The organism is Arthrobacter oryzae, assembly GCF_031454875.1.
Taxonomy (GTDB): domain Bacteria; phylum Actinomycetota; class Actinomycetes; order Actinomycetales; family Micrococcaceae; genus Arthrobacter; species Arthrobacter oryzae_D.
On record NZ_JAVDRQ010000004.1, the window covers coordinates 294,202 to 315,606 of the forward strand.

Genomic DNA, 21,405 nt, shown 5'->3' on the forward strand with positions numbered 1-21,405 from the left:
GGCGGCCGGTCCCCGCCGAGGTCAGGCGTTTGTTCCCGGCGTCGGCTGGCATGTCGGACAGAAGTAGATGTCCCGTTCTTCCGTGCCGGTGTCTTTTCCCAGCACGCCGCGGCGGATGGGCGTGCCGCATTTCAGGCACGGCTGGTGCTCGCGACGGTATACCCAGTATCCAGGCCTTCCGGATTGCCGGCCCACGGGCGTTCCGCGGGCGTTGAGCACGGTGGTCCGCCGGCCCGGTCCCAGATTGGCCTCCAGCAACTGCTTGGCATCGGCCATGATGGCGGGCAGGTCCGAGACGGCGGAGACGGGTGCGGCGGGATGGATCCGGGAAAGGAAGCAGGCCTCGCAGCGGTAGATATTGCCGATGCCCGCCAGGTTGCGCTGGTCCAGGAGGGCCACGCCGATGGGAACGTCGGGCGCAGCGAGCAGCCGCCGTTCCGCCTCCGCCATGTCCCAGTCCGGGCCGAGGAGGTCCGGCCCGAGGTGGCCCACGACCGAGTCCTCGTCAGCAGTGCGGACCACTTCCAGGACGCCGAGGGAAAATCCCACGGCGTCCGCGGTGGCGGTGCGCAGCACGCACCGCGCGGTGAACCCCGGTTTCCGCCAGCGGCCGCCCGGCGGGTAGACCTGCCAGGTGCCCTCCATCTTCAGGTGGGAGTGGATGGTCAGCTTTTCCTCCGCCGGGCCCTGAAGCCGCATCAGCAGGTGCTTTCCGCGGGGAACCACCTCGATCACGGTCCAGCCGGCCAGCTTGAGCGTGGCGAATCTGGGCACGCGGAAGTCGGAGGCTGTGAGCTGCTGTCCTGCCAGGGCGGCATGAAGCTGCGCCGCCGCCCGCCAGACGGAATCCCCCTCAGGCACGGATCCTCAGTCCCTTCGGCGTGGAGTAGGCGCCGGCTTGGGTCAGTGCGGCGGCCGCAGGCGTATCCAGGATGCCGTGGCCGTTGACCTTCTCCATGATGAGCTTGTCCACCGCGCCGCGTTTCACCACCCCGACCAGGGCGGCCGCGGCGGCGGCCATCACCTCAGGGTCTTCGTCGAAGGCGAGCAGCGTCTTGCCGCCGCGTTCCACGTAAAGCGCCAGCGCGCCGTTGACCATCACCACCAGGGCTCCCGCCTTCCGCCCCGGACGGTGGCCGCTGCCGGCCTCGACGTTCAGGCCGGGCCACGGCAATGCAGCGCCGTAGGGGTTGGCGGGGTCCGTCGCGGCGAGAGCCAGGGCAACGGGCTCCGGCTTCGCCAGCTGCGTGTCCTCCGTGTAGGACCGCAGCCGGTCCACCGTTGCCGGCACCGCAAACTGCGCGGCGCCGAGATGCTCGATGAAATATCCCCGGCGGCAGCGTCCGGCTTCCTCCAGCCTGGCGAGGACCTTGTACATCAGCCCGAACCCGCCCAGGATGTTCTCCGCCATGACTGACCCGCGGGTGACGACGCCGTACCTGTCCAGCAGCAGCTCCGCCGTGGCGCGGGCATGGATGGTGGGGTCCAGTTCCGGCGACGGCAGGGCGGACCACCGGCCGGCCGCCAGCAGCGGGGTGGGAGGGGCTCCGGCGGCCGAGCCGTAGCGCCCTCCGGTCAGCCCGGGTGATCCGAGCAGGCCGGTGCCGTGGGCGCGTCCCAGCCGGCTCATCCGGGGTGCGCGCGCCCGCGGCGCCCGGGCAACCTGCCGGTGGGCTGTGTGGCCGCCGGCGATCATGGCCCGGACGGGCGCGAACGTGTCACCGGTGATGCGCCCCGCCCACGCAAGGTCCCAGAGGGCTGCCACAACGTCCTGGTCACTCAGCACGGAGTCCATGCCGCCGGCAATGTCTGTCAGCTGGCGGAAGAAGTAGCCGCCGCCATTATTCTGCAAATGGTCCAGCAGCCGCTGCTGGGCGTCCCCGGGTTCGAAGTCGATCGCCGGGTTTAAGGTGAGTTCCGCCGAGTCGGCGAGGTGCAGGCTCACCCAGCCGTCGTTGCCGGGGAGCGCGCCGGCGCCGGACCAGAGGACCTCGCCGGCAGCCATCAGCTCATCCAGCATGGCGGGCTGGTAGTCGGCCACGCGGCTGGCGAGGACGAGCGGTTCCCATGCAGAAGCCGGAACCGGCACACCGGAGAGCTGATCGACAGCCGTGATGATGCCGTCCAGCCCGCGCAGGGCTGACTGGCCCCGGCCGCGGCCGGGGATCCGGACGTTCTGCCAGGCCGGAAGGAAGCGGCCGTAGGCGGCGGTGTCCACCGGTTCCACTTCAGCGCGAAGTGCCGCCAGGGACCGGCGACGCAGTTTTCGCAGCACCTCGGCGTCGCACCATTCACTGGTGCCGGCCAAGGGCATGACGGTGGCTGCCGGCTGCGCCTGGGCATCGGCGTCTCCCGGTTCCGGGGGTTTGACGGGGGCCGTGTGTTCGGGCGGCGCGGCATGCGGGCGGAACTCGCCTTCCACCACCCGGCCGTCGGCGGCGAGCCTCTTGAGCGCGGTACCGACGACGGCGACGCCCAGCCCCAGCCTCGCTGCGGCTTCCGCTGCCGTGAAGGGGCCGTGGGTGCGGGCGTAGCGGGAGACGAGGTCGCCGAGCGGGTCGGCGACAGGCTCGATGAACGCCAGCGGCACTCCCATCGGCAGCGGAACACCGATGGCGTCCCGCAGGCGGGCCGCATCTTCCACCGCGGCAAAGCGCTCGGCACCGCCGATGTTCACCCGGAGCGCGCGGTTGGCCCGCTGCAGGGCGCTGAGGTGGGTAACGGCGTCGGCGACCGGGGCAGGCTCAACCACCGGGTTTTCGACAGGCTCGGACACCGGGGTCTCTGCAGGCTCGGACACCGGGGTTTCGGCAGGCTCAACCGCCTCGACGGCGGGTTCCAGCCGTGCGGCCACTTCTTCCGGGGTCAGCGGACCGAGCAGCCTCAGCAGGTCCGCGACGCCCTCCATGCCGCGCACCCGACGGTCCGGGGCGAGGCGCTGCAGCTCCCGTTCCGTGGCCTCGATGACCTTGGCGTCGAGCAGTTCGCGCAGCTCCACCCGGCCCAGGAGCTCGTTCAGCAGGGTTGAATCCAGCGCCAGCGCGGCAGCCCGGCGCTCCGCAAGGGGAGAGTCGCCCTCGTAGAGGAACTGCGCGACGTAGCCGAACAGCAGGGACTTCGCGAACGGGGAGGGCTGCTGGGTGGTGGTCTGCAGGATCCGCAGTTCGCGCCGCTCAATGGAGGCTGCGATGTCCTTCAGCGCCGGGAGGTCGTAGACGTCCTGCAGGCATTCGCGCACCGTTTCCAGCACGATGGGGAACGTCGGATACTTCCGGGCTACATCCAGCAGTTGCGCGGAGCGTTGGCGCTGCTGCCACAGGGGCTGCCGTTTTCCCGGGTTCTGCCGGGGCAGCAGGAGCGCCCGGGCGGCGCATTCGCGGAACCGCGAGGCAAAGAGGGCGCTGCCGCCCACCTCGGCCGTGACGATCTGTTCCAGTTCCTCGGGTTCGAAGAGGAACAGCTCGGCACCCGGCGGTTCGTCCTCCATCATGGGCACCCGGAGCACAATGCCGTCATCCGCGGCCATCGCGGAGCCGTCCATGCCGTAGCGCTGGTGCAGGCGCTGGCCAACCGCGAGGGCCCAGGGGGCGTGCACGGGCATGCCAAAGGGGCTGTGCAGGACCACGCGCCAATCGCCCAGTTCGTCGTGGAACCGCTCCACCACCAAAGTGGTGTCGCTGGGGACCACTTCGGTGGCCAGCTTCTGCTCGGCCAGGTACTGGACGAGGTTGTTCGCGGCGAAATCATCGAGCCCGCTCGCCTTGCACCGCTCGGTGGCGGGGCCGACGTCGGACGCGGACAGTTCGCGCACAAAGGCGCCCAGGGCGCGGCCCAGGTCCACCGGCCGGCCGAGCGAATCGCCCTTCCAGAAGGGGAGCTTGCCCGGCTGTCCGAAGGCCGGAGACACCAGGACGCGGTCGTGCGTGATGTCCTCGATCTTCCAGCTGGTGGCGCCGAGGGCGAAGATGTCACCCACCCGGGACTCGTAGACCATCTCCTCATCGAGTTCGCCCACGCGCCGCCCGCCCTTGGCCGCGGACGCTCCGGGACTGGCAGCCCTGCCCTCAGCCGAAGGCGACGCCGAGCCTTCCACCTCGGTGCCGATGATGTAGACGCCAAAGAGCCCACGGTCCGGAATAGTGCCGCCGGAGGTCACGGCCAGCCGCTGCGCTCCGGGGCGGCCCTCGATGGTGCCGGCGTTCCGGTCCCAGATGATCCTGGGCCGGAGCTCGGCGAATTCGTCGGACGGGTAGCGGCCGGCCAGAAGGTCCAGCGTGGCCTCGAACGCGGACCGCGGCAGGGACGCGAACGGGGCGGACCGGCGGACCGTGGAGAACCATTCCTCCACGTCGATGGAGCCCAGGGCTGTGGCCGCCACGGTCTGCTGCGCCAGAATGTCCAACGGGTTGGCGGGAACACTGAGCCGCTCGATCTTGCCGCCCAGCATCCGTTCCACAGTGATGGCGGTGTGCACGAGGTCGGCCCGGTGCTTGGGAAACAGGACACCCTGGGACACTTCACCCACCTGGTGCCCGGCGCGGCCCACCCGCTGCAGGCCGCTGGCCACGGACGGCGGCGACTCCACCTGCACCACCAGGTCCACCGCGCCCATGTCGATTCCGAGCTCGAGCGAGGACGTGGCCACAACACAGCGCAGCCGGCCCGACTTCAGGTCGTCCTCGATCAGCGCGCGCTGATCCTTCGATACCGAACCGTGGTGCGCCCGGGCCAGCACCGGATCCGCGCCGGCGGTGCTCCCCGCCTGCGCCATCATGTGCGCCGGGGTTGCGGTCGACGCCGGTAGGCCGGCACCTATGGCCGGCAGTGCAGGCGGCATTGCCGAAGGCGCCGACTCGACGTCCGGCGCCCCTGCACCGAACTCGCCCCAGCCGCCGCCGGCTGCCACCAGCTCGCGTTCGGCATGGATCTCGTTAAGCCGGGCCGTCAGGCGTTCGGCGAGACGGCGCGAATTGGCAAACACAATGGTGGACTGGTTGGCCATCACCAGGTCCACGATCTTCTCCTCCACATGCGGCCAGATGGACGCCTGCGGCTGCAGTCCTGAGGCAGGGCCGGAGTCGAACGCGCCGGCTGCCCCCTGCAGATCGGACATGTCCTCCACGGGCACCGAAACAGTCAGGTCCCAGTTCTTCTTTGACGGCGGCGCCACGATTTCCACCGGAGCGGACCCGGCCAGGAACTGGGCCACGAGTTCGCGCGGCTCCACGGTGGCTGAGAGGCCGATCCGCTGCGCGGGTTTGGGCAGGAGCGCATCCAGCCGCTCCAGCGACACTGCCAGGTGCGCGCCGCGCTTGGTACCGGCGACGGCGTGGACCTCGTCCACGATGATGGTGTCCACCTCGGCCAGGGTTTCCCGGGCCCGGGACGTGAGCATCAGGAAGAGGGACTCCGGAGTGGTGATGAGGATATCCGGCGGGTTGGTGAGCAGCGCGCGGCGGTCCGACGTCGTCGTATCCCCCGAACGGACGCCGACGGTGATCAGCGGGGCCGGCAGGCCCAGCCGTTTGGCTGTCTGGGTGATGCCGATCAGCGGCGCACGGAGGTTGCGTTCAACGTCGACGCCGAGCGCCTTGAGCGGGGATATATACAGGACGCGGGTTTTCCGCTTGGGTGCCTTCGGCTTCCGGCCCTTGGCGGCCGGGTCCAGGCCGGGCAGCGCCTCCGGCTCGGTGGGCGCGGACGCCTGAAGCCGGTCGAGCGCCCAGAGGAAGGCTGCGAGGGTTTTGCCGGAGCCCGTCGGGGCGACCACCAGCGCATGTGCGCCGGACGAGATGGCGTTCCAGGCCCCGTTTTGCGCGGGCGTGGGCGCGGAAAATGCACCGAGGAACCATTCCCTGGTGGACTGGCTGAACCTGTCCATGCTCCGCCCGGAAGAAGCCCCGCCGGCTGGCGTTCCTGATGGTTTGTCGCCTGACGGTTTTTTCCCTGACGGCCCGTCGGCGACGTCCTTCCCCTGCATTCCTCCATCATGCCTTACGCCACTGACACTATTGGCGGCCCTCCCGGCGGGGTCCGCCCCGGCCCCCGCCCCGGCCCCCGCCGGGTCAATCAATCTGCCGCAGATCGCGGGTGGCAGGTCCTTCCAGCACTGTCCCGTTGCTGCTGAAGCGCGAGCCGTGAAGCGGGCAGTCCCAGGATTTTTCGCTGTCGTTCCAGCGCACTATCCCGCCCAGATGCGTGCACACGGCTGACAGTTCGCAACGCGTGCCGTCAACGGTGGACACGGCTACGGGTTTCCGGCCGCGACGGGTCACCAGCCCTGCCCCTTCCGGCGGCTGCTCCCGGGACTCGTCCATACGCTTGAGCCCCACCTGGGCCCAGTCCCTGGCCAGCGTGGCGGCAACTGCGGCATTGAGGGTTGCCGCCGAGGCGGCACCGGAAGGGGAGGTGACCCGGTGATGGATCACGTTGGCCCAGGGCAGCCGGGTGCCGAGGATGTCGGCGGTGATGTCCAGGGCGGCGGCCACGGAATTGGTCATGCCCCATTTGTTGTAGCCCGTGGCGAAATAGACCCGGCCCAGCCCCCGGGGCAGTTTGCCGAAGAAAGGCATCAGGTTGGTGGCCTGGTAGTCCTGGGCGGACCAGGAGTGGGTGAGGCTGGCGCCCGGGAACTTCGCTGTGGTCCAATCGATCAGCGTGTCCAGGTAGGCCTGGGCTGACCTGGCGCGGCCCACGGGATGCCCATTGCCTCCCACCAGGAGGAGCCGCCGGCCGTCGGCGGGAAAATCGCGCAGGGACCGGACCGGCTGCTCGACGGACAGGAACATGCCGTCCGGGACGGCAGTTGTTCCGGGCAGTTCGAAGGCCGCCGCGTAGGACCGCAGCGGTTTGAGCTTGGCGAAGTAGAGCCCCCGGTCGAGGACCGGCGTCCCCGTAGCCAGCACCACGTCCCGGGCGTGCACGGGCCCGTGATCTGTCTGAACCTCCACTTCGGCGCGCCGCCCGTCCAGTCCCCGGAGACCGCCAAACCGCTGCAGCCCGTTCAGGCGCACGCCGGAGACGATCTGCCCGCCGTGCGAGCGGACGTCATCCACCAGCGCGTCGATGACTTCCATAGGATGGATCTGGGCCTGCTGGCCCAGGCGGAGCGCACCCTTGACCGCAAAAGGGAGCCCGGGTTCGCGGAGGTACTCCACAGTAAGTCCGGCGGCCCGCGCCGCTGCCAGTTCCTTGCGGAGGACTTCGGCGCCGTCTTCGGAGGTGGCGTAAGTGTAGGCATCCCGGCGCTGGAAGGCCACGCCCCGGCTCTCGAGGTACCGCAGCAGCCAGGCCTGCCCCTCGCGGTTCATCTCGACGTAGGCATCCACCACCTTCTGCGGATACTGGTTCCTCAGTGCCGACAGCACAGTGCCCTGCAGCAGGGAGACCTTCGCGGTGGTGTTGCCGGTGGTCACGGCGCCCGGGCTCCTGGCCTCGACAACCAGCACTTTCTTGCCTGACCGGGCGAGGAGCAGGGCTGTCACGAGCCCGGTCAGCCCGGCCCCGGCCACGACGGTGTCATACGTGCCGCGTGGATGGAACTGGTCGCTGCGGAACGTGTGGGTGCGGTCCAACCATAACGAGGTCATCGGCCGGCCTGCCTTTCCTCAGTCCCATGACGCCAGCGTCGGGACTCCGAAGGAGTTCATAAGTCGACTTATCATGTCATGGGCCGCGTGGCCGGGGAACAGTGCCGGCACGGCGAAAACACCCGCACGTTTCCCGCACGCGGTAGAGGCTTACTTATCGGGTGTGGAACGCCCCGATTGTCAGCAGCTCGATCTCGTCATTGGCGCAGGCGCTCCGGGGCTTGGCCAGGAACAGCGAGGCCGTGTCTTCGGGCGGATAAATCCGGTAGCCGGCAGCCTCCGTCACGGTGCAGTCCGGGTAGTTGCCCGCCTGCGTGTAGCGCATCTCCGCTCCGCCGGCCTGGCCGGGGGCCAGCAGCACGTCCGCGACAGGCGAAGCCCCGTCCTGCCGGGCGGGAGCCCCGATGGGGGCTCCATTGGCATCCGCCGTGAGGGAGACCCCCGGGAAGCCCCTCAGGAGGCAGGATTCGGATCCGGTGTTGGTGAGGATGAGCTGGGAATAGACGCTGCCGGCAGCGCCCCCGCCGGTGGAATCCTCCGTCACCGTCAGGTTCGCTGCCTTGCACAGGCCGGGTCCCGCGGGCGCGGGTGCGGACGACGGCGGCGTTGCAGTGGGCGCCTGGCTTGCGGCCGGTTCGGACGAACCGGACGGAGTGCTGGAAGTGGAGGCCGGCTCCGGAGTCCCCTGGGACTGAGGCTGGCTGGGCCCGCATGCTGTGAGCAGGAGGGCGGCGGCCGCGACCGCCGTCGTGATGACAAGACCTTTTTTAGTTGGCTGAGACCTCATGGCTCAACCTTGATGCTCGCGGTTGCCCTAGTCAACGATGCCACGACCGCTGCCGCGGATTGATGCCCGGATTGTGATTTCCGGGCATCAGTCCGCGTGCTACCTGAGCTACTTTCCGGTTTCGGAAGCGGCTTTACCGTTCCTGCTGCGCAGCAGCGCCACGCCGCCCAGGGCGAGGCCGCCGAGGCCGGTCACAAGGCCGGCCCAGCTGCGCGCCTGCGAGCCGTCGTCCGTACCGGCGTCCGAGACGGAGGAGGCGTGGGCCGCGGCCGCCGGTGTTGCAGCGCCGTGGCTGTCTTCAGCGGCAGCAGTGACGGTGAGCGACGGCGCCGGTGCCTCGAGGGAGTGCGGGTCCTGGCCGTCCTTGGGGATCTCGGACCAGTCCGTCTGACCCTGCTCACAGTTCTGGAGGGTGGGGAAATGGAGCGTCTTGCCGGCGGCGTCGGGGAGCTTGACGGAGAGCACCAGCGCGTCCCGGAGCTCGGCGTCCAGCGGAGTCTTGGCGGTGTAAACGATCTGGCTGGTCCGTTTGGTGATGGTTGCGCCGTCCGCCAGCTTCTTCGGCTCCGGCAGCTGCTCCACGACCTTTTCCACGGTCCAGTTCGGGTTGACCGTGGGCTGGGCGTCGTTGAGTTCCTCGGGCAGCGTGATGGTCACCTTGGTGGTGCCTGAGTCATCGCAGCCATGCGGAATGCCGAAGGTGAGCAGGGCATAGGAATTGGCGCCGGTCTTGTCCGGGGTGACTCCGACGTGCGCGGAAGCCGCCGTGACTCCGGCCAGCATGAGTGCTGCGGTTCCGCCGGCCACGGCCGTTGCGGAGAGGGTACGGCGGAAGGACTTGGGGAATGACATTTTCAAGGGGGCCTTTCAAGGGTGCACGAAGCGCCAGTGGCGGTGCACAAAACTATGGAGCGGCGTCCGGTGCCGGAGCTCGGGGCACAGAGTCCCCAAGGGACCGCCGGAACGGCGGTTGTGCGGGCAGGCCGGAGCCAGGAAATAAGGTGTCAGGAGAGTACGACGGCGGCAGGCGGCCCCCGCCTGCAGTCAGGCCTGAGGTTGCGCCAGGGGAGGGGCGCGGAATCCGCCGGCCACCCGGCGGCGGCAGGCGCCGCGACGGCGTCGGGCATTGCCGCTTCGGGAAGTTGAACGAGCGGCCGCAGCCACGCCGCGAGTGACCAGAGCGCGGCCTCGCCCTTGGCGAGCAGGAGGGCGCACGCGAGGGTGGCCAGGGCATGCCCGCCGAACATAAGCGAGGCAGCCCAGGAGGAATCGAACTGGTGCAGGTGGGCGGCGCCGGCGGTTTCCAGCGGGAATCCGGCCAGGGACGCCGTCGCGGGGTGATGCCCCGGCACGCCGGCCCGTATCGGCGCGGCAGGGGAGCTGAAGGCGCTGAAGGCCTCGTGCAAAACCAGCTGCCCGGCTCCCAGGAGCGCAGCCATGGCGGGGTAATTCAGTCTGAGCCTGGTGGCCGCGGTGGCCGCCATGCCGGTGAGCGCCAGGACAGCCAGCATGATGCCCGGCACCGGCAGTTCGCCGCCGCCGGCCATGTGGGCGGCCGCGGCGAGAGTCACGATCATGGCGGAAACCATGGCCGCGCGAAGGGAATGGAAAGGAGTCCGGGCGTGGTGAGTGCGCACGGAGTCCTCCCTCAGGCTGGTTTGTTGCCGGCTGCGATCCGTGCCCCGCAACACCGGCGGAGGTGCAGCACCGGCGTTGGTGCAGCACGGCATAGGTACAGGTGGAGCTGGCGGATCCCTGTAATTCTAGCGTGGGAAAACCATGCCTCTACGGCTAGTCCGTTTCCGGCCCCGAACAGTAGTGGCAGTCATCTTCGCAGGGAGCGTCATCACCTGCCGCGTTCACTGGGCGCCCCCGGTGAGCTGGAAGCCGTCCTCGACATGGAAGAGCCGCCTGCGGCCCAGGCTCGATTTGATCCAGACGACATCGCCGTCCGCGGTGCGGTCATCCACCTGCCCGGTGAACTCGATGCGCCCGTTCCGGCTCAGCTGCACACTCTCGCCAACCTGCACGTCGTCCCAGCCCGGCGCGTTGCCAACCGTATTCGTCTGTGAAGTCACAATGTTCCTCGATGCCCGTTCCTGGAAGCCTGCCTGATTCGCTGCGGCAACTGGTGTCAGCGCCGACGGGATCCATCTAAACCGCTGGCCGGGACGGCTTTCAATGGATGAAGTGATGATGGCGCCGGAAAGAATTGTGCAGCCGTCCAGCGGGGTCTATGCGGCATCCGTGCCCCGCCCTAGACTGCTGGCGTAAGCTGCCATCCACCTTTAGGAGAAGACCATGGACTACTCAGGGACCGGCAACGAAAAAGCGGTAGCTGCGGGCGAGCTCAACCGGACACACATCGGGCACACCGTCAGCTTCCAGTCGGACGAGTTCACGCTGGTGTTCGGCCGGATCGGTGCCATTGCACGCAAGGAGGGCGGGGTGACCATCGCACTGGACGGTGTCGACGGCACCGGAGGCCTGCCGTCGCACTACAGCCTGCCCCCGACGCAGAATGTCTACGTCCAGCCGGACATGCTCACCAACACGGAATCCACCATCAAGGATCTCTTCGGCAAGGTCCAGGACAACCTGCGCGGCCACAGGCCGGACCAGCGGCCGGACCAGGGAACGGACGTTCCGTAACGCGGACGCTCGGTAATCCGGACGTATAGCAAACGGGTTGCAACAGACCAAGAGCCGGGCCACGGTTCCCTTCGGGGGAATCCGGGGCCCGGCTCTTGGGCGGTCAGGCCGAAGCGGTCAGGCGACGGCCCGGTCGGCGATTGCCAGGACGTCGTCGAGGATCGCCAGGCCAGCCTCGGTGTCCTGCACGCTGGTGTTGCAGGGCGGGACCACATGGATCCGGTTGAAGTTGGCGAACGGCAGCAGGCCCCTGGCTTTGCAGGCGGCCACGAGCTCGTTCATCACGGGGCTTGAGCCGCCGTAGGGCGCCAGCGGCTCCCGTGTGGCCCGGTCCCTGACGAGTTCGATGGCCCAGAACACTCCGGTGCCGCGGACCTCGCCCACTGAGGGGTGCCGTTCGGCAAAGCCCCGGAGGGCAGGGCCGATAACAGTTTCGCCGAGGAACGCGGCGTGCTCCACAATGCCTTCGCGTTCCATGGCGTTGATTGTGGCGACGGCGGCTGCCGTTGCCAGCGGATGTCCGGAGTACGTCAGGCCGCCGGGGTAGGCCCGCGTGCCGAAGGTGGCAGCGATTTCGGGGCTGATGGCTACCCCGCCGAGCGGGACGTAGCCGGAGTTGACGCCTTTCGCGAAGGTCAGAAGGTCCGGGACGACGTCGAAATGGTCGACGGCGAACCACTTGCCGGTGCGCCCGAAGCCGGCCATGACCTCGTCCGCAATGAAAACGATGCCGTACTTGGTGCACAGTTCCCGGACGCCCTGCAGGTAGCCCGGTGGCGGCATGTAGATGCCCGCGGTGCCGGGCACGGATTCCAGGATCAGCGCCGCGATGGTGGCGGGGCCTTCGAAGCTGATCAGCTGCTCGAGGTGCTCCAGCGCGCGCTGGCTCTCCTCCGCTTCCGTAGTGGAGTGGAACGCGGTGCGGTAGAGGTAGGGCGGGAAGAAGTGGATGGTGCCCGTGCTGGCCGTGTCGCTGGACCAGCGGCGGGGGTCGCCTGTCAGGTTGATCGCCAGCTGGGTGCCGCCGTGGTAGGAGCGGTAGGCGGAGAGAACTTTCTGGCGGCCCGTGTGCAGCCGGGCCATGCGGACCGCGTGTTCGTTGGCGTCCGCGCCGCCGTTGGTGAAGAAGACCCGGTCCAGCTCTCCCGGCGTGCGTTCGGCGATCAGGCGCGCCGCTTCGGACCGGGCGTCGTTGGCATAGCTCGGGGCGATGGTGCACAGCTTCGCAGCCTGGGCCGCGATGGCGGCGACGACGGCGGGGTGCTGGTGACCGATGTTGGTGTTGACCAGCTGGGAGGAGAAGTCGAGGTACTTCTTGCCTTCGCCGTCCCACACATACGAGCCCTCGGCAGCCGTGATGACCATCGGATCGAGGGTGTCCTGGGCGGACCAGGAGTGGAAGACGTGCTTGCGGTCCAGCTCGTAGGCGCGGCGGGCCGCCTCTGCGTCCTCTGACAGGGGCAGGACAACGCTTTCAACCGTGGAAGTCATGAGTGTTCCTTTCGAAGGGGCGCCGGTCAGGCATTCTGCGGGAAGCCGAGGTTGATGCCGCCGTGGCTGGGATCAAGCCAGCGCGAGGTAACGGCCTTGCCGCGGGTGAAGAAGCCCACGCCCTCGGTGCCGTGGGCATGGGTGTCGCCGAACAGAGAGTTCTTCCAGCCGCCGAAGGAGTAGTAGGCCATCGGAACCGGGACGGGAACGTTGATGCCCACCATGCCCACCTCCACCTCGTTCTCGAAGCGGCGGGCCGCGCCGCCGTCGTTCGTGAAGATCGTGGTGCCGTTGCCGTAGGGGTTGTTGTTGATCAGCTCGAGGGCCTGGTCATAGGTGTCCACCCGAAGCACGGAGAGGACGGGGCCGAAGATCTCGTCCTGGTAGATGGACATGTCGGTGGTGACGTTGTCGAAGAGGGTGGGGCCCACGAAGAAGCCCTCGCCTTCGGCGTCGGGGGAGATGGTGCGGCCGTCGACGACGACAGTTGCGCCGGCCGCTTCGCCTGCGTCCACGTAGCCGGCCACCTTGTCCCGGTGCTGGGCTGTGACGAGCGGACCCATGTCGCAGCCGCGCAGGCCGTCGCCGGTGCGCAGGGAGTTGGCGCGCTGGGCAATCTTGGCCACGAGTTCGTCGGCGATGTCGCCCACGGCCAGCAGGGCCGAGATCGCCATGCAGCGCTCACCGGCGGAGCCGAAGCCGGCGTTGACCGCAGCGTCCGCCGCGAGGTCCAGGTCGGCGTCGGGCAGCACAATCATGTGGTTCTTGGCGCCGCCGAGGGCCTGAACGCGCTTACCGTGGGCCGTGGCGGTCTGGTAGACGTACTTGGCGATCGGTGTGGAGCCGACGAAGGACACGGCCTTGACATCGGGGTGGGTGAGGAGGGCGTCCACGGCAACCTTGTCGCCGTGCAGGACGTTGAAGACGCCGTCCGGCAGCCCGGCTTCCTTCCACAGCTCGGCCATCCAGTTGACAGCCGTGGGATCCTTCTCGCTCGGCTTGATGATCACGGTGTTGCCCGCGGCGATGGCGAGCGGGAAGAACCACATGGGGACCATGGCCGGGAAGTTGAACGGGCTGATGATTGCCACCGGGCCGAGGGCCTGTCGGACGGAGTGGACGTCCACCTTCGTGGACGCATTTTCGGTGTAGCTGCCCTTGAGTAGGTGCGGGATGCCGCAGGCGAACTCGACCACTTCCTGGCCGCGGGTCACCTCGCCCAGGGCATCGTCCAGGACCTTGCCGTGCTCCGAGGTGATGATGGCGGCCAGCTCGTCCTTGCGGGAGTTGAGCAGCTCGCGGAAAGCGAAGAGGACCTGGGTGCGGCGGGCCAGGGACGTGTCACGCCAGGCAGGGAAGGCGGCCTTCGCGGCGGCAATGGCGGCGTTGCTGTCCTCGGTGCTGGCCAGTGCCACCTGGGCGGTGACTTTCCCAGTGGCGGGGTTGGTGACGGGCGCGGTGCGCTCGCCGACCGGGACATAGCTGCCGTTGATCCAGTGCTCGACGATGTTCAAGGAATCTCCTCAGGTGGTGGCTTGTGGTCGCTTGATGCGTTGCCTCCAGTCTGTCGTCGGAGCATACCCGCCATAAGGGGCGATGTGTAAAGGAAAACGTGACGGCCGTTACACTGTGTAAATGCTGCCAACCCTCCGCGCCATCCTGGGCCTCCCCGTGCTTCGTGCTGCCTCGCCGCAGGTTCTCGGCGGCGGCGGCACCGCCGCCGGCAGTGCTGCCGCTTCCGCAGCGGCCGCGGACGGCGGCGCCGTTCCCGCAGCAGCCGGCCTCGATGCGCCGGTGCGTTGGGTCCATGTCAGCGAGCTGCTGGACATTTCCAGCCTTCTCTCCGGGGGTGAGCTGGTGCTCACCACCGGACTGGAGCTGGAGAAGGAGCCGGAAGCCACGGCGTCGTTCATCAGGTCCCTGGAGGAGTCCTCGGCGGCGGGGCTGATCGTGGAACTGGTGGGCGAACGGGCCCGCAGCCTGGCCGCGCTGCAGGCCGCGGCGAAGTCATGCACGCTGCCGGTGATCGTGGTGCAGCGGCGGGTGCGCTTCGTAGAGGTCACCGAGGTGGTGCACCGGATGATCGTGGCGGAGCAGCTCGAACGCGTGGAACGCGCCCGCGACGTACACGAGGCCTTCACCGTCCTCAGCCTGGAAAGCGCCGGCACCGAGCGGGTCGTGGAGCAGGCTGCCGGAATGATCGGCGCGCCGGTGGTGCTGGAGGACCTGTCCCACCTGGTCCTTGCCTACTCGGCGCAGGGGCTTGCCACCACGGAGCTCCTGCATGACTGGGAACGCCGGTCGCGGACCACGCCCTCGGCCGCGCGAACGGTGCGCACCGGACCGGAGAACTGGCTGCAGGTTCCGGTGGGTGTCCGGGAGCAGCTGTGGGGGCGGCTGGTCCTTCCGGTAGCCCCGGACCACCCCCTGGCCCCGGACGACGAGGAAACCGCGGCCATGGTCCTTGAGCGTGCGGCACAGACCCTGGCGATCAACCGCCTCGCCGAGCGGGACCGGCGCGAACTCAGCCAGCAGGCCCAGGCCGGGCTGCTGAACGCCCTGCGCCACCCGCGGGGACTTGGTGAGGCGGAGGCGCTGGCGCGCGCCGGCGCCCTGGGCCTGAAGCGTTCGCCGCTGTATGTGCCGATCGTGTACCGAAGCGGTGCGTCCGTGCAGGCTGCGGCAACGTCCGACGGCGCCCAGTCCCGTGACCCGCTCGCCGGCCAGCAGGAGGAACGCGCCCTCCTGGAACTGCTGGCCAAAGTGGTCAGGTCCACGGCCGGCAGCGCGCTGACCGCCAGTATCCAGTCCGGGTCGGTGGGCATGATCCTCGCGCTCCCGGCGAAGCAGCTCGAGGAGGCCACGCTGCAGCGGCTGGCGGACGCCCTGGCGGTGCAAGGCGGCGACAGCGGAACGCAAGCAGCGGACGACGGCGCCATCCGCCTTCGCGGGGCAGCGGCACCCAACTGGACCATCGGCGTCGGACGTCCCCGGGGTTCCCTGCTCGAGGCAGCAGCGGGTATTGATGAGGCTGCGCATGTCGCCGAAACAGCGGCGACGCTGAGGGGGACCAGGAAGCCGTTGTACCGGGCCACAGACGTCCGGCTCAGGGGGTTGCTGGCGCTGCTGCGCAACGATCCGCGCGTCCAGCAGTTTGTGGAGTCCGAACTGGAAATGCTGCTGCAGGCCGAGGCCCGGGGGAACGGCGGGCACCTGGAGCTGCTCGGCCAATACCTCGAGTCCGGCGGAAACAAGGCGGCACTGGCGCGCAGCGGCTATCTGAGCCGGCCAACGCTTTACGCCCGGCTGGCCCGGCTGGAGGAACTCCTGGCGGTGGACCTTGACGACGCCGAATCCCGGACCTCGCTGCACGTCGCCCTCCTGCTGCACCGGCTCCGCGCACTGTGACCCCACCCCCCGACCCAACCAGACCACCCCACAACTCCCCGACCGCGGCCGATGCCGCAGAATGCGAACCTTGACGGATGGCTAAGCCCTTCACCCTGACCCAGCTGCGGTATTTCGCGGTGGTAGCGGAGCTTGAGAACATGACCGCGGCCGCGGACCGGCTGCTCGTTACACAGTCCACCCTGTCCACCGCGATGGCCCAGCTTGAAGCCAGCCTGTCCACCCAGCTGTTCGTGCGGCTCAGGACCCGCGGCCTGCGCCTGACGCCGTCCGGCCGGCAGCTTGCGCAGGACATCAAGGTGCTGCTGGAGCACGCTGACTCGCTCTACGAATCCGCCCGCGGCCTGGCCGCCAGCCTGGTGGGGGAGCTCAAAGTGGGGGTGTTTGCTCCGCTGGCGCCCTTCAGGCTTCCGGCGATCCTGCAGACGTTCGAGGTGCAGCACCCCGGCGTTGAGGTTTCCTTCCTGGAAGCCGACCTGGCCAGCCTCCAAACGGCCCTGCTGGAAGGCCAGTGCGACGTCGCCCTGACGTACGGCCTCGGCCTGGGCCGCGGCTTTACGCACCAGGTGCTGGAACGCGTCCCGCCGCACGTGCTGGTGCATGCCGAGCATCCCGCCGCGGCGCGCCCCGAGAAGACCATTTCACTCCGGGAGCTCGACGGCGAACCCTCCGTGGTGCTGGACCTGCCACACAGCCGGGAGTACTTCGAGCAGCTCTATGTCATGGCCGGTGTGGCGCCCAACGTCCGCCACCGTTTCGCCGGGTATGAGACGGTCCGGTCGTTTGTGGCGAAGGGCCACGGATACGCACTGCTGAACCAGCGGCTCCACAGCGACATGACGTACTCCGGCGGCAAGGTGGTGGCACTGACCCTGACGGACAATTTCCCGCCGATCGAAGTGATGCTGGTCCGCCCCGAGGGTGTGCAGCCGACGCGGCGTGCCCTGGCCTTTGAAGAGACCTGCCTCCGCCTTTACGGGGCATCACGCAACTGACCGGAACGGCCGGGCCCGCCCCAAACCGGTCAATTAGGCATTGACAAAATCGATCGCTTGCTCAAAAACAATCAATTGGACAGATGTGAACGGGATCACACACAGTTGATGCAACCCGGTGGATCTGGGAATCCTCCAGCGGTGAGAACCCCGCAAACACGGCTTTGGCCGAAACCCCCAAGCGAACTGACCATGTTGATCAAAGGAGATTCAATGGTTCCGAATCACACACAATGTGTCCGAAGCATGTCCGGACAGGTGGGTCGCAGCAACAGCGCGGCAACGTCCGCGGAAATTTCTTCAAACGCCCGTAACGCGGCATCGGCTACCGGAAACACGGCAAACCTAGCGTGGCTCTCATGACCATCAACGACATCACAAACCAGCCACAGCCGGCCGCTGAGCCGGGCACCAAGTCTGCCGGTCCCGGCACCGCGACCCTCGGGAAGGACACCGCCCGCCCCGGAAGCGCCGGCACCACCAGGATGCAGAAGCGGGTCCTGGCCGGCGGAAGCATCGGCCAGTTCATCGAGTTCTACGACTTCACCCTCTACGGCCTCACCGCCGTGATCTTCTCGCAGCTGTTCTTCCCCGGCAGCAACCCGGTCGCCGCCATGCTGGCCACCTTCGCCACGTTCGGCGTCGCGTTCGTGGTCCGCCCCATCGGCGGCCTGTTCTTCGGCGCGCTCGGCGACAGGATCGGCCGCCGCCGCGTCCTGACCATCACCCTGGTTGCCATCGGCGGTGCGACCGCGCTGATGGGGCTCCTGCCCACCTACGGCCAGATCGGCGCCTGGGCCCCTGCACTCCTGGTGCTCTGCCGCCTGATCCAGGGCTTCTCAGCCGGCGGTGAATCCGTGGGTGCGCCGTCCTTCGTCTTCGAGCACGCCCCGGTCAACAAGCGCGGCTTCTGGCTCAACATCACCATCGCCGCCACCGCCCTGCCCTCGGTGGTTGCCGGCACCATGATCCTGATCCTCAGCCAGTCGATGCCCAACGAAGACTTTATGGCCTGGGGTTGGCGCCTGCCGTTCCTGCTCGCACTGCCGCTGGCGCTCTTCGGAGTCTGGATCCGCAGCCGAACCGTGGAAAGCGACGCGTTCAACGAAGCCAAGGCCGCACGGACCAAGGAATTCAGCCCCGTCCGCGAGGCTTTCCGTGAGAACCGCCTCCGCATGGTGCAGGTCATCTTCGTGATGGGCCTGACGGCCATGGGCTTCTACTTCCTCTCGGCCTACTTTGTCTCCTACGTGCAGACCACCGGCCACCTCAGCCGCGAACAGTCGCTCATGGTGAACGCCGCAGCACTGGCCCTCTACGCCATCCTCCTGCCGATCGGCGGCCGCCTCGGGGACCGCTTCGGCCGCAAGCCGATGCTCATCGCCGGTTCCCTCGCCCTCGCCGTGCTGTCCGTGCCGAGCTTCATGCTGGTCACCAGCGGCAGCCTGCCCCTGGCCCTGCTGGGACAGTCCCTGTTCGTAGTCGCGCTCTGCATCTACGGCGGCGGCTGCTACACCTTCTTCGTCGAGATCTTCACCACCCGCACCCGCTTCACGTCGGCGGCCATCAGCTACAACGGCGCCTACGCCCTCTTCGGCGGCACCGCACCGTTCATCGGCACCGCCCTCGTGGGAGGAACCGGCGTACCGCACGCGCCGGGCTTCTACATGGCGGCCGCTGCCGCCGTCGTACTCCTCCTGGTGCTGTTCACCAAGGTGCCCGAGACCCGCGGACGCATGGGCTAAGCCCGCCGCCCGCCCTCTTCACAGCAATACACAAAGGACTTTCCATGACTTCAGCAGCTTTCCTTTCCGACTTCCACCACGTGGCCACCATCGGGGCCACCCCCAACAACGGTGTTGACCGCCAGGCGGCCACGGCCGAGGACGCGCAGACGCGCGACTGGTTTGCGGCCTGTGTGCACGACGCCGGCTGGGAACTCCGGGTGGACGGCATCGGCAACATGTTCGGGCTGCTGGAGTGGACGCCCGGCGCGCCGTACGTGCTGATCGGATCACACCTGGACAGCCAGCCGCTGGGCGGCCGTTTCGACGGCGCGTACGGCGTGATCGCCGCACTGCACGCGGCGCGCCGGGTGGATGCCGAGGTTGCGGAGGGCGGTGAAGCGCCCCGTTTCAACCTGGCGGTGGTGAACTGGTTCAACGAGGAAGGCGGACGGTTCGCGCCGAGCATCATGGGAAGTTCGGTCTTCGCCGGCCTGCTGGAGCGGGAACGGATGCTCGACGTCCGGGACCTGCAGGGGGTCACCGTCCGCGAAGCCCTGGACGGCATCGGATACCTGGGTGCCGCCGAGGGCCCGGAGGTGGCGAGCTACGCGGAGATCCACATCGAACAGGGCCGGATCCTGGAGCGGGAAGGCATCAACATTGGCCTGGTGGACAGCAGCTGGTACACGCAGAAGCTGGACATCGAGGTACTGGGGGAGCAGTCCCACACGGGCGCCACCGCCATGGCGGACAGGCACGACGCCCTGGTGGCGGCGTCGAAGATCATCCTGATGGTGCACGACGTCACCGGCGACTTCGAGGACGAGGCACTGGTGTCCTCCGTGGGCCAGCTGACCCTGGAACCGAATTCCCCGATCGTGGTGGCGCGCAGGGTGCACCTCGTGGCGGACCTGCGCTCCGGCGATCCGGAAATCGTTAAGGCAGCCCGGGCCACGCTCCTGGCGAAGATCGACGTGCTGGCCCGCGAGCACGACATCAAGGTCAACGTGAAGGACTTCGACATCCGGCCCATTCGCCGCTTCCCCGAGGCCGGGCTGGATCTGGCCGACAAAGTCGCCGCCAACCTTGGGCTCTCCGCCCGGCGGATCCAGACCATGGCCGGCCATGACTCGGTCGCGATGAACACCGTGGCACCGTCGGTGATGCTGTTCATTCCCAGCGTGGACGGTGTCTCGCACTGCGAACGCGAATTCACCACCGATGCCGACATGGTGGCGGGTGTGGACATGCTGACCGGCGTGGCCCGCGAGCTCGTCGGCGGAGCCCTGGCATGACGGAATTGCACTACCTCGATGCCGCCACGGCGCTGCGGCTGTTCCGCACCCGGGAGCTCTCCCCGGTGGAGCTGACGGAAGCCGTGATTGCGCGGACGGAGGCCGTCAACGGCGAAATCAACGCCCTGACGGAAACGCTCTTCGAGGAAGCGCTGCCCGCAGCCCGGCTGGCCGCCGCCAAATACGCCCGCGGCAGGGACCTCACCCCGCTGCTCGGCCTGCCGGTGGCCGCCAAGGAAAAGCATGGGCTCAAAGGCCGGACGCTCTCGCAGGGACTCGTGGCCAGGAAGGACGAGCTGGCAGCGGAAGACCATCCGGTCATCGACCGGATCCGGCGTGCGGGCGGCATCATCCACGCCCGCACCACCACGCCCGAATACAGCTGCGCGACTGTCACCCACAGTCCGCTGTGGGGAGTCACCCGGAACCCCTGGAACCTGCAGTTCTCGCCCGGCGGCTCCTCCGGCGGCTCCGGGGCCGCTCTGGCGGCCGGGCTGGCTCCGCTGGCTACGGCCTCGGACATTGCCGGCTCAACCCGCCTGCCGGCGTCGTTCACGGGGACGGTGGGCTATAAGGCGCCGTACGGGCGGATCCCCGGCCTGGCGCCGCTCTCCGCCGACCACTACCGCGGCGACGGGCCCATGGCCCGGACCGTCGCGGACACCGCCCTGCTGGCCAACGTCATGGCGGGCCGGCACCCGGGGGACCACACCTCGCTCGCTGACTCGCCCGGGCTTGCGGTCGCGGGACTGGAAACGCACGACGGCGGCGCCTCCGTCGCCGCGGCTTCGGTCGCCGGGATGAGGATCGCCCTGTGCATCAGGCTGGGGAACTACCCGGTGGCGCCCGACGTCGAGGCCAACACCCGCGCCGTCGCTGCGGCCTTGCGGGACGCCGGCGCCGTTGTGGAGGAGATCGAACTCCCGTGGACCACGGAGTCCATCAGCCGCACGATGTTTACGCACTTCGGCTACCTGCTGGGCCCGGCCATGGAGGATGAAACAGAAGGCTCAACCGATCTCCTTGCCCCCTACACCCGCCGCTTTATGGCGGACGCCCGCCGGGCCGCCGACGGGAACCGCTTTGTGGACGGCATCCGCGCGGAGACCCGACTGCAGGCGGAACTGGCCGCCGCCATGACCGGTTTTGACGCCCTGATCTGCCCCGCCTCCGCCGTCGCCGGACTGGATGCGGACGGCATGTACCTGGACGGGATCGACGCCGGCGGCCGGCAGCTCGAGCATTACTGGGAGGCGCACATGACGGCGCCGTTCAACATCGCCAACCGCTGCCCGGTGCTGGCTGTGCCCAGCGGCATGGCGGACTGCGGCATCCCCGCGGGCGTACAGATCGTGGGGCACCCCTACGACGACGCCACGGTGTTTACCGTCGGTGCGGCCGTGGAAGCGTTGCGGCCGTGGGCTGCGAGGCGGCCGGACATTCTTGCGATGGCTTAGCGGC

General features: G+C 68.5%; 15 protein-coding genes. 6 read left to right on the top strand and 9 right to left on the bottom strand.

The window, feature by feature from the left end; genetic code table 11:
• Positions 1-21: 21 nt before the first annotated feature.
• From J2805_RS09550 to J2805_RS09580, 7 genes are all read right to left on the bottom strand, one after another.
• Positions 22-861 (bottom strand): Fpg/Nei family DNA glycosylase, encoded by an 840-nt coding sequence (locus J2805_RS09550; RefSeq protein ID WP_309975514.1) that lies wholly within the window; start codon positions 859-861, stop codon positions 22-24.
• A complete protein-coding gene (locus J2805_RS09555) occupies positions 854-5,881 on the bottom strand; it encodes a DNA glycosylase AlkZ-like family protein (protein ID WP_309975516.1) in 5,028 nt (1,675 codons plus the stop codon). The genes J2805_RS09550 and J2805_RS09555 overlap by 8 nt, the downstream gene beginning before the upstream one ends.
• A 184-nt stretch (positions 5,882-6,065) precedes the next feature.
• Positions 6,066-7,589 carry an FAD-dependent oxidoreductase gene (locus J2805_RS09560; protein ID WP_309975518.1) on the bottom strand — a complete coding sequence of 508 codons (1,524 nt, stop codon included), beginning with the start codon at positions 7,587-7,589 and terminating at the stop codon, positions 6,066-6,068.
• A gap of 154 nt (positions 7,590-7,743) precedes the next feature.
• Positions 7,744-8,376 carry a DUF4232 domain-containing protein gene (locus J2805_RS09565; protein ID WP_309975520.1) on the bottom strand — a complete coding sequence of 211 codons (633 nt, stop codon included), beginning with the start codon at positions 8,374-8,376 and terminating at the stop codon, positions 7,744-7,746.
• 108 nt (positions 8,377-8,484) lie between these two features.
• Positions 8,485-9,228 (bottom strand): YcnI family copper-binding membrane protein, encoded by a 744-nt coding sequence (locus J2805_RS09570; protein WP_309975522.1) that lies wholly within the window; start codon positions 9,226-9,228, stop codon positions 8,485-8,487.
• Between the two features lie 152 nt (positions 9,229-9,380).
• Positions 9,381-10,013: a hypothetical protein gene (locus J2805_RS09575; RefSeq protein ID WP_309975524.1), complete on the bottom strand. Its 633-nt coding sequence runs from the start codon at positions 10,011-10,013 to the stop codon at positions 9,381-9,383.
• A 222-nt stretch (positions 10,014-10,235) separates the two neighbouring features.
• Positions 10,236-10,454, bottom strand: a complete 219-nt coding sequence (locus J2805_RS09580; RefSeq protein ID WP_309975526.1) for a hypothetical protein — start codon at positions 10,452-10,454, stop codon at positions 10,236-10,238.
• 223 nt (positions 10,455-10,677) lie between these two features.
• Between J2805_RS09580 and J2805_RS09585 the strand changes: the two genes are divergently transcribed.
• The gene (locus J2805_RS09585) at positions 10,678-11,028 is read left to right on the top strand and encodes a hypothetical protein (protein ID WP_309975528.1); all 351 of its coding nucleotides are present in this window, start codon (positions 10,678-10,680) and stop codon (positions 11,026-11,028) included.
• A 117-nt stretch (positions 11,029-11,145) separates the two neighbouring features.
• Here the strand turns inward: J2805_RS09585 and J2805_RS09590 are convergent, their stop codons facing one another.
• Both J2805_RS09590 and J2805_RS09595 read right to left on the bottom strand, forming a co-directional pair.
• On the bottom strand, positions 11,146-12,519 hold the full coding sequence (locus tag J2805_RS09590) for an aspartate aminotransferase family protein (protein ID WP_309975530.1): 1,374 nt from the start codon (positions 12,517-12,519) through the stop codon (positions 11,146-11,148).
• A gap of 26 nt (positions 12,520-12,545) precedes the next feature.
• On the bottom strand, positions 12,546-14,033 hold the full coding sequence (locus J2805_RS09595) for a CoA-acylating methylmalonate-semialdehyde dehydrogenase (RefSeq protein WP_309975532.1): 1,488 nt from the start codon (positions 14,031-14,033) through the stop codon (positions 12,546-12,548).
• 121 nt (positions 14,034-14,154) lie between these two features.
• On the opposite strand from J2805_RS09595, the gene J2805_RS09600 reads away from it, so the two are divergent.
• The 5 genes from J2805_RS09600 (at position 14,155) to J2805_RS09620 (ending at position 21,401) form a co-directional block, all read left to right on the top strand.
• Positions 14,155-15,927, top strand: a complete 1,773-nt coding sequence (locus tag J2805_RS09600; protein ID WP_309975534.1) for a PucR family transcriptional regulator — start codon at positions 14,155-14,157, stop codon at positions 15,925-15,927.
• Between the two features lie 77 nt (positions 15,928-16,004).
• The gene (locus J2805_RS09605) at positions 16,005-16,922 is read left to right on the top strand and encodes a LysR family transcriptional regulator (RefSeq protein WP_309975535.1); all 918 of its coding nucleotides are present in this window, start codon (positions 16,005-16,007) and stop codon (positions 16,920-16,922) included.
• Between the two features lie 359 nt (positions 16,923-17,281).
• A complete protein-coding gene (locus tag J2805_RS09610) occupies positions 17,282-18,667 on the top strand; it encodes an MFS transporter (RefSeq protein ID WP_309975537.1) in 1,386 nt (461 codons plus the stop codon).
• A 44-nt stretch (positions 18,668-18,711) separates the two neighbouring features.
• On the top strand, positions 18,712-19,944 hold the full coding sequence (locus J2805_RS09615; RefSeq protein WP_309975539.1) for a M20 family metallo-hydrolase: 1,233 nt from the start codon (positions 18,712-18,714) through the stop codon (positions 19,942-19,944).
• Positions 19,941-21,401 carry an amidase gene (locus J2805_RS09620; RefSeq protein WP_309975541.1) on the top strand — a complete coding sequence of 487 codons (1,461 nt, stop codon included), beginning with the start codon at positions 19,941-19,943 and terminating at the stop codon, positions 21,399-21,401. The genes J2805_RS09615 and J2805_RS09620 overlap by 4 nt, the downstream gene beginning before the upstream one ends.
• Positions 21,402-21,405: the final 4 nt, after the last annotated feature.

Coding starts and splice junctions, on each gene's coding strand:
- J2805_RS09565 (WP_309975520.1), bottom strand. CDS start 8,376: ATGAGGTCTCAGCCAACTAAAAAAGGTCTTGTCATCACGACGGCGGTC.
- J2805_RS09560 (WP_309975518.1), bottom strand. CDS start 7,589: ATGACCTCGTTATGGTTGGACCGCACCCACACGTTCCGCAGCGACCAG.
- J2805_RS09555 (WP_309975516.1), bottom strand. CDS start 5,881: ATGGACAGGTTCAGCCAGTCCACCAGGGAATGGTTCCTCGGTGCATTT.
- J2805_RS09615 (WP_309975539.1), top strand. CDS start 18,712: ATGACTTCAGCAGCTTTCCTTTCCGACTTCCACCACGTGGCCACCATC.
- J2805_RS09600 (WP_309975534.1), top strand. CDS start 14,155: ATGCTGCCAACCCTCCGCGCCATCCTGGGCCTCCCCGTGCTTCGTGCT.
- J2805_RS09620 (WP_309975541.1), top strand. CDS start 19,941: ATGACGGAATTGCACTACCTCGATGCCGCCACGGCGCTGCGGCTGTTC.
- J2805_RS09570 (WP_309975522.1), bottom strand. CDS start 9,228: ATGTCATTCCCCAAGTCCTTCCGCCGTACCCTCTCCGCAACGGCCGTG.
- J2805_RS09590 (WP_309975530.1), bottom strand. CDS start 12,519: ATGACTTCCACGGTTGAAAGCGTTGTCCTGCCCCTGTCAGAGGACGCA.
- J2805_RS09585 (WP_309975528.1), top strand. CDS start 10,678: ATGGACTACTCAGGGACCGGCAACGAAAAAGCGGTAGCTGCGGGCGAG.
- J2805_RS09610 (WP_309975537.1), top strand. CDS start 17,282: ATGACCATCAACGACATCACAAACCAGCCACAGCCGGCCGCTGAGCCG.
- J2805_RS09605 (WP_309975535.1), top strand. CDS start 16,005: ATGGCTAAGCCCTTCACCCTGACCCAGCTGCGGTATTTCGCGGTGGTA.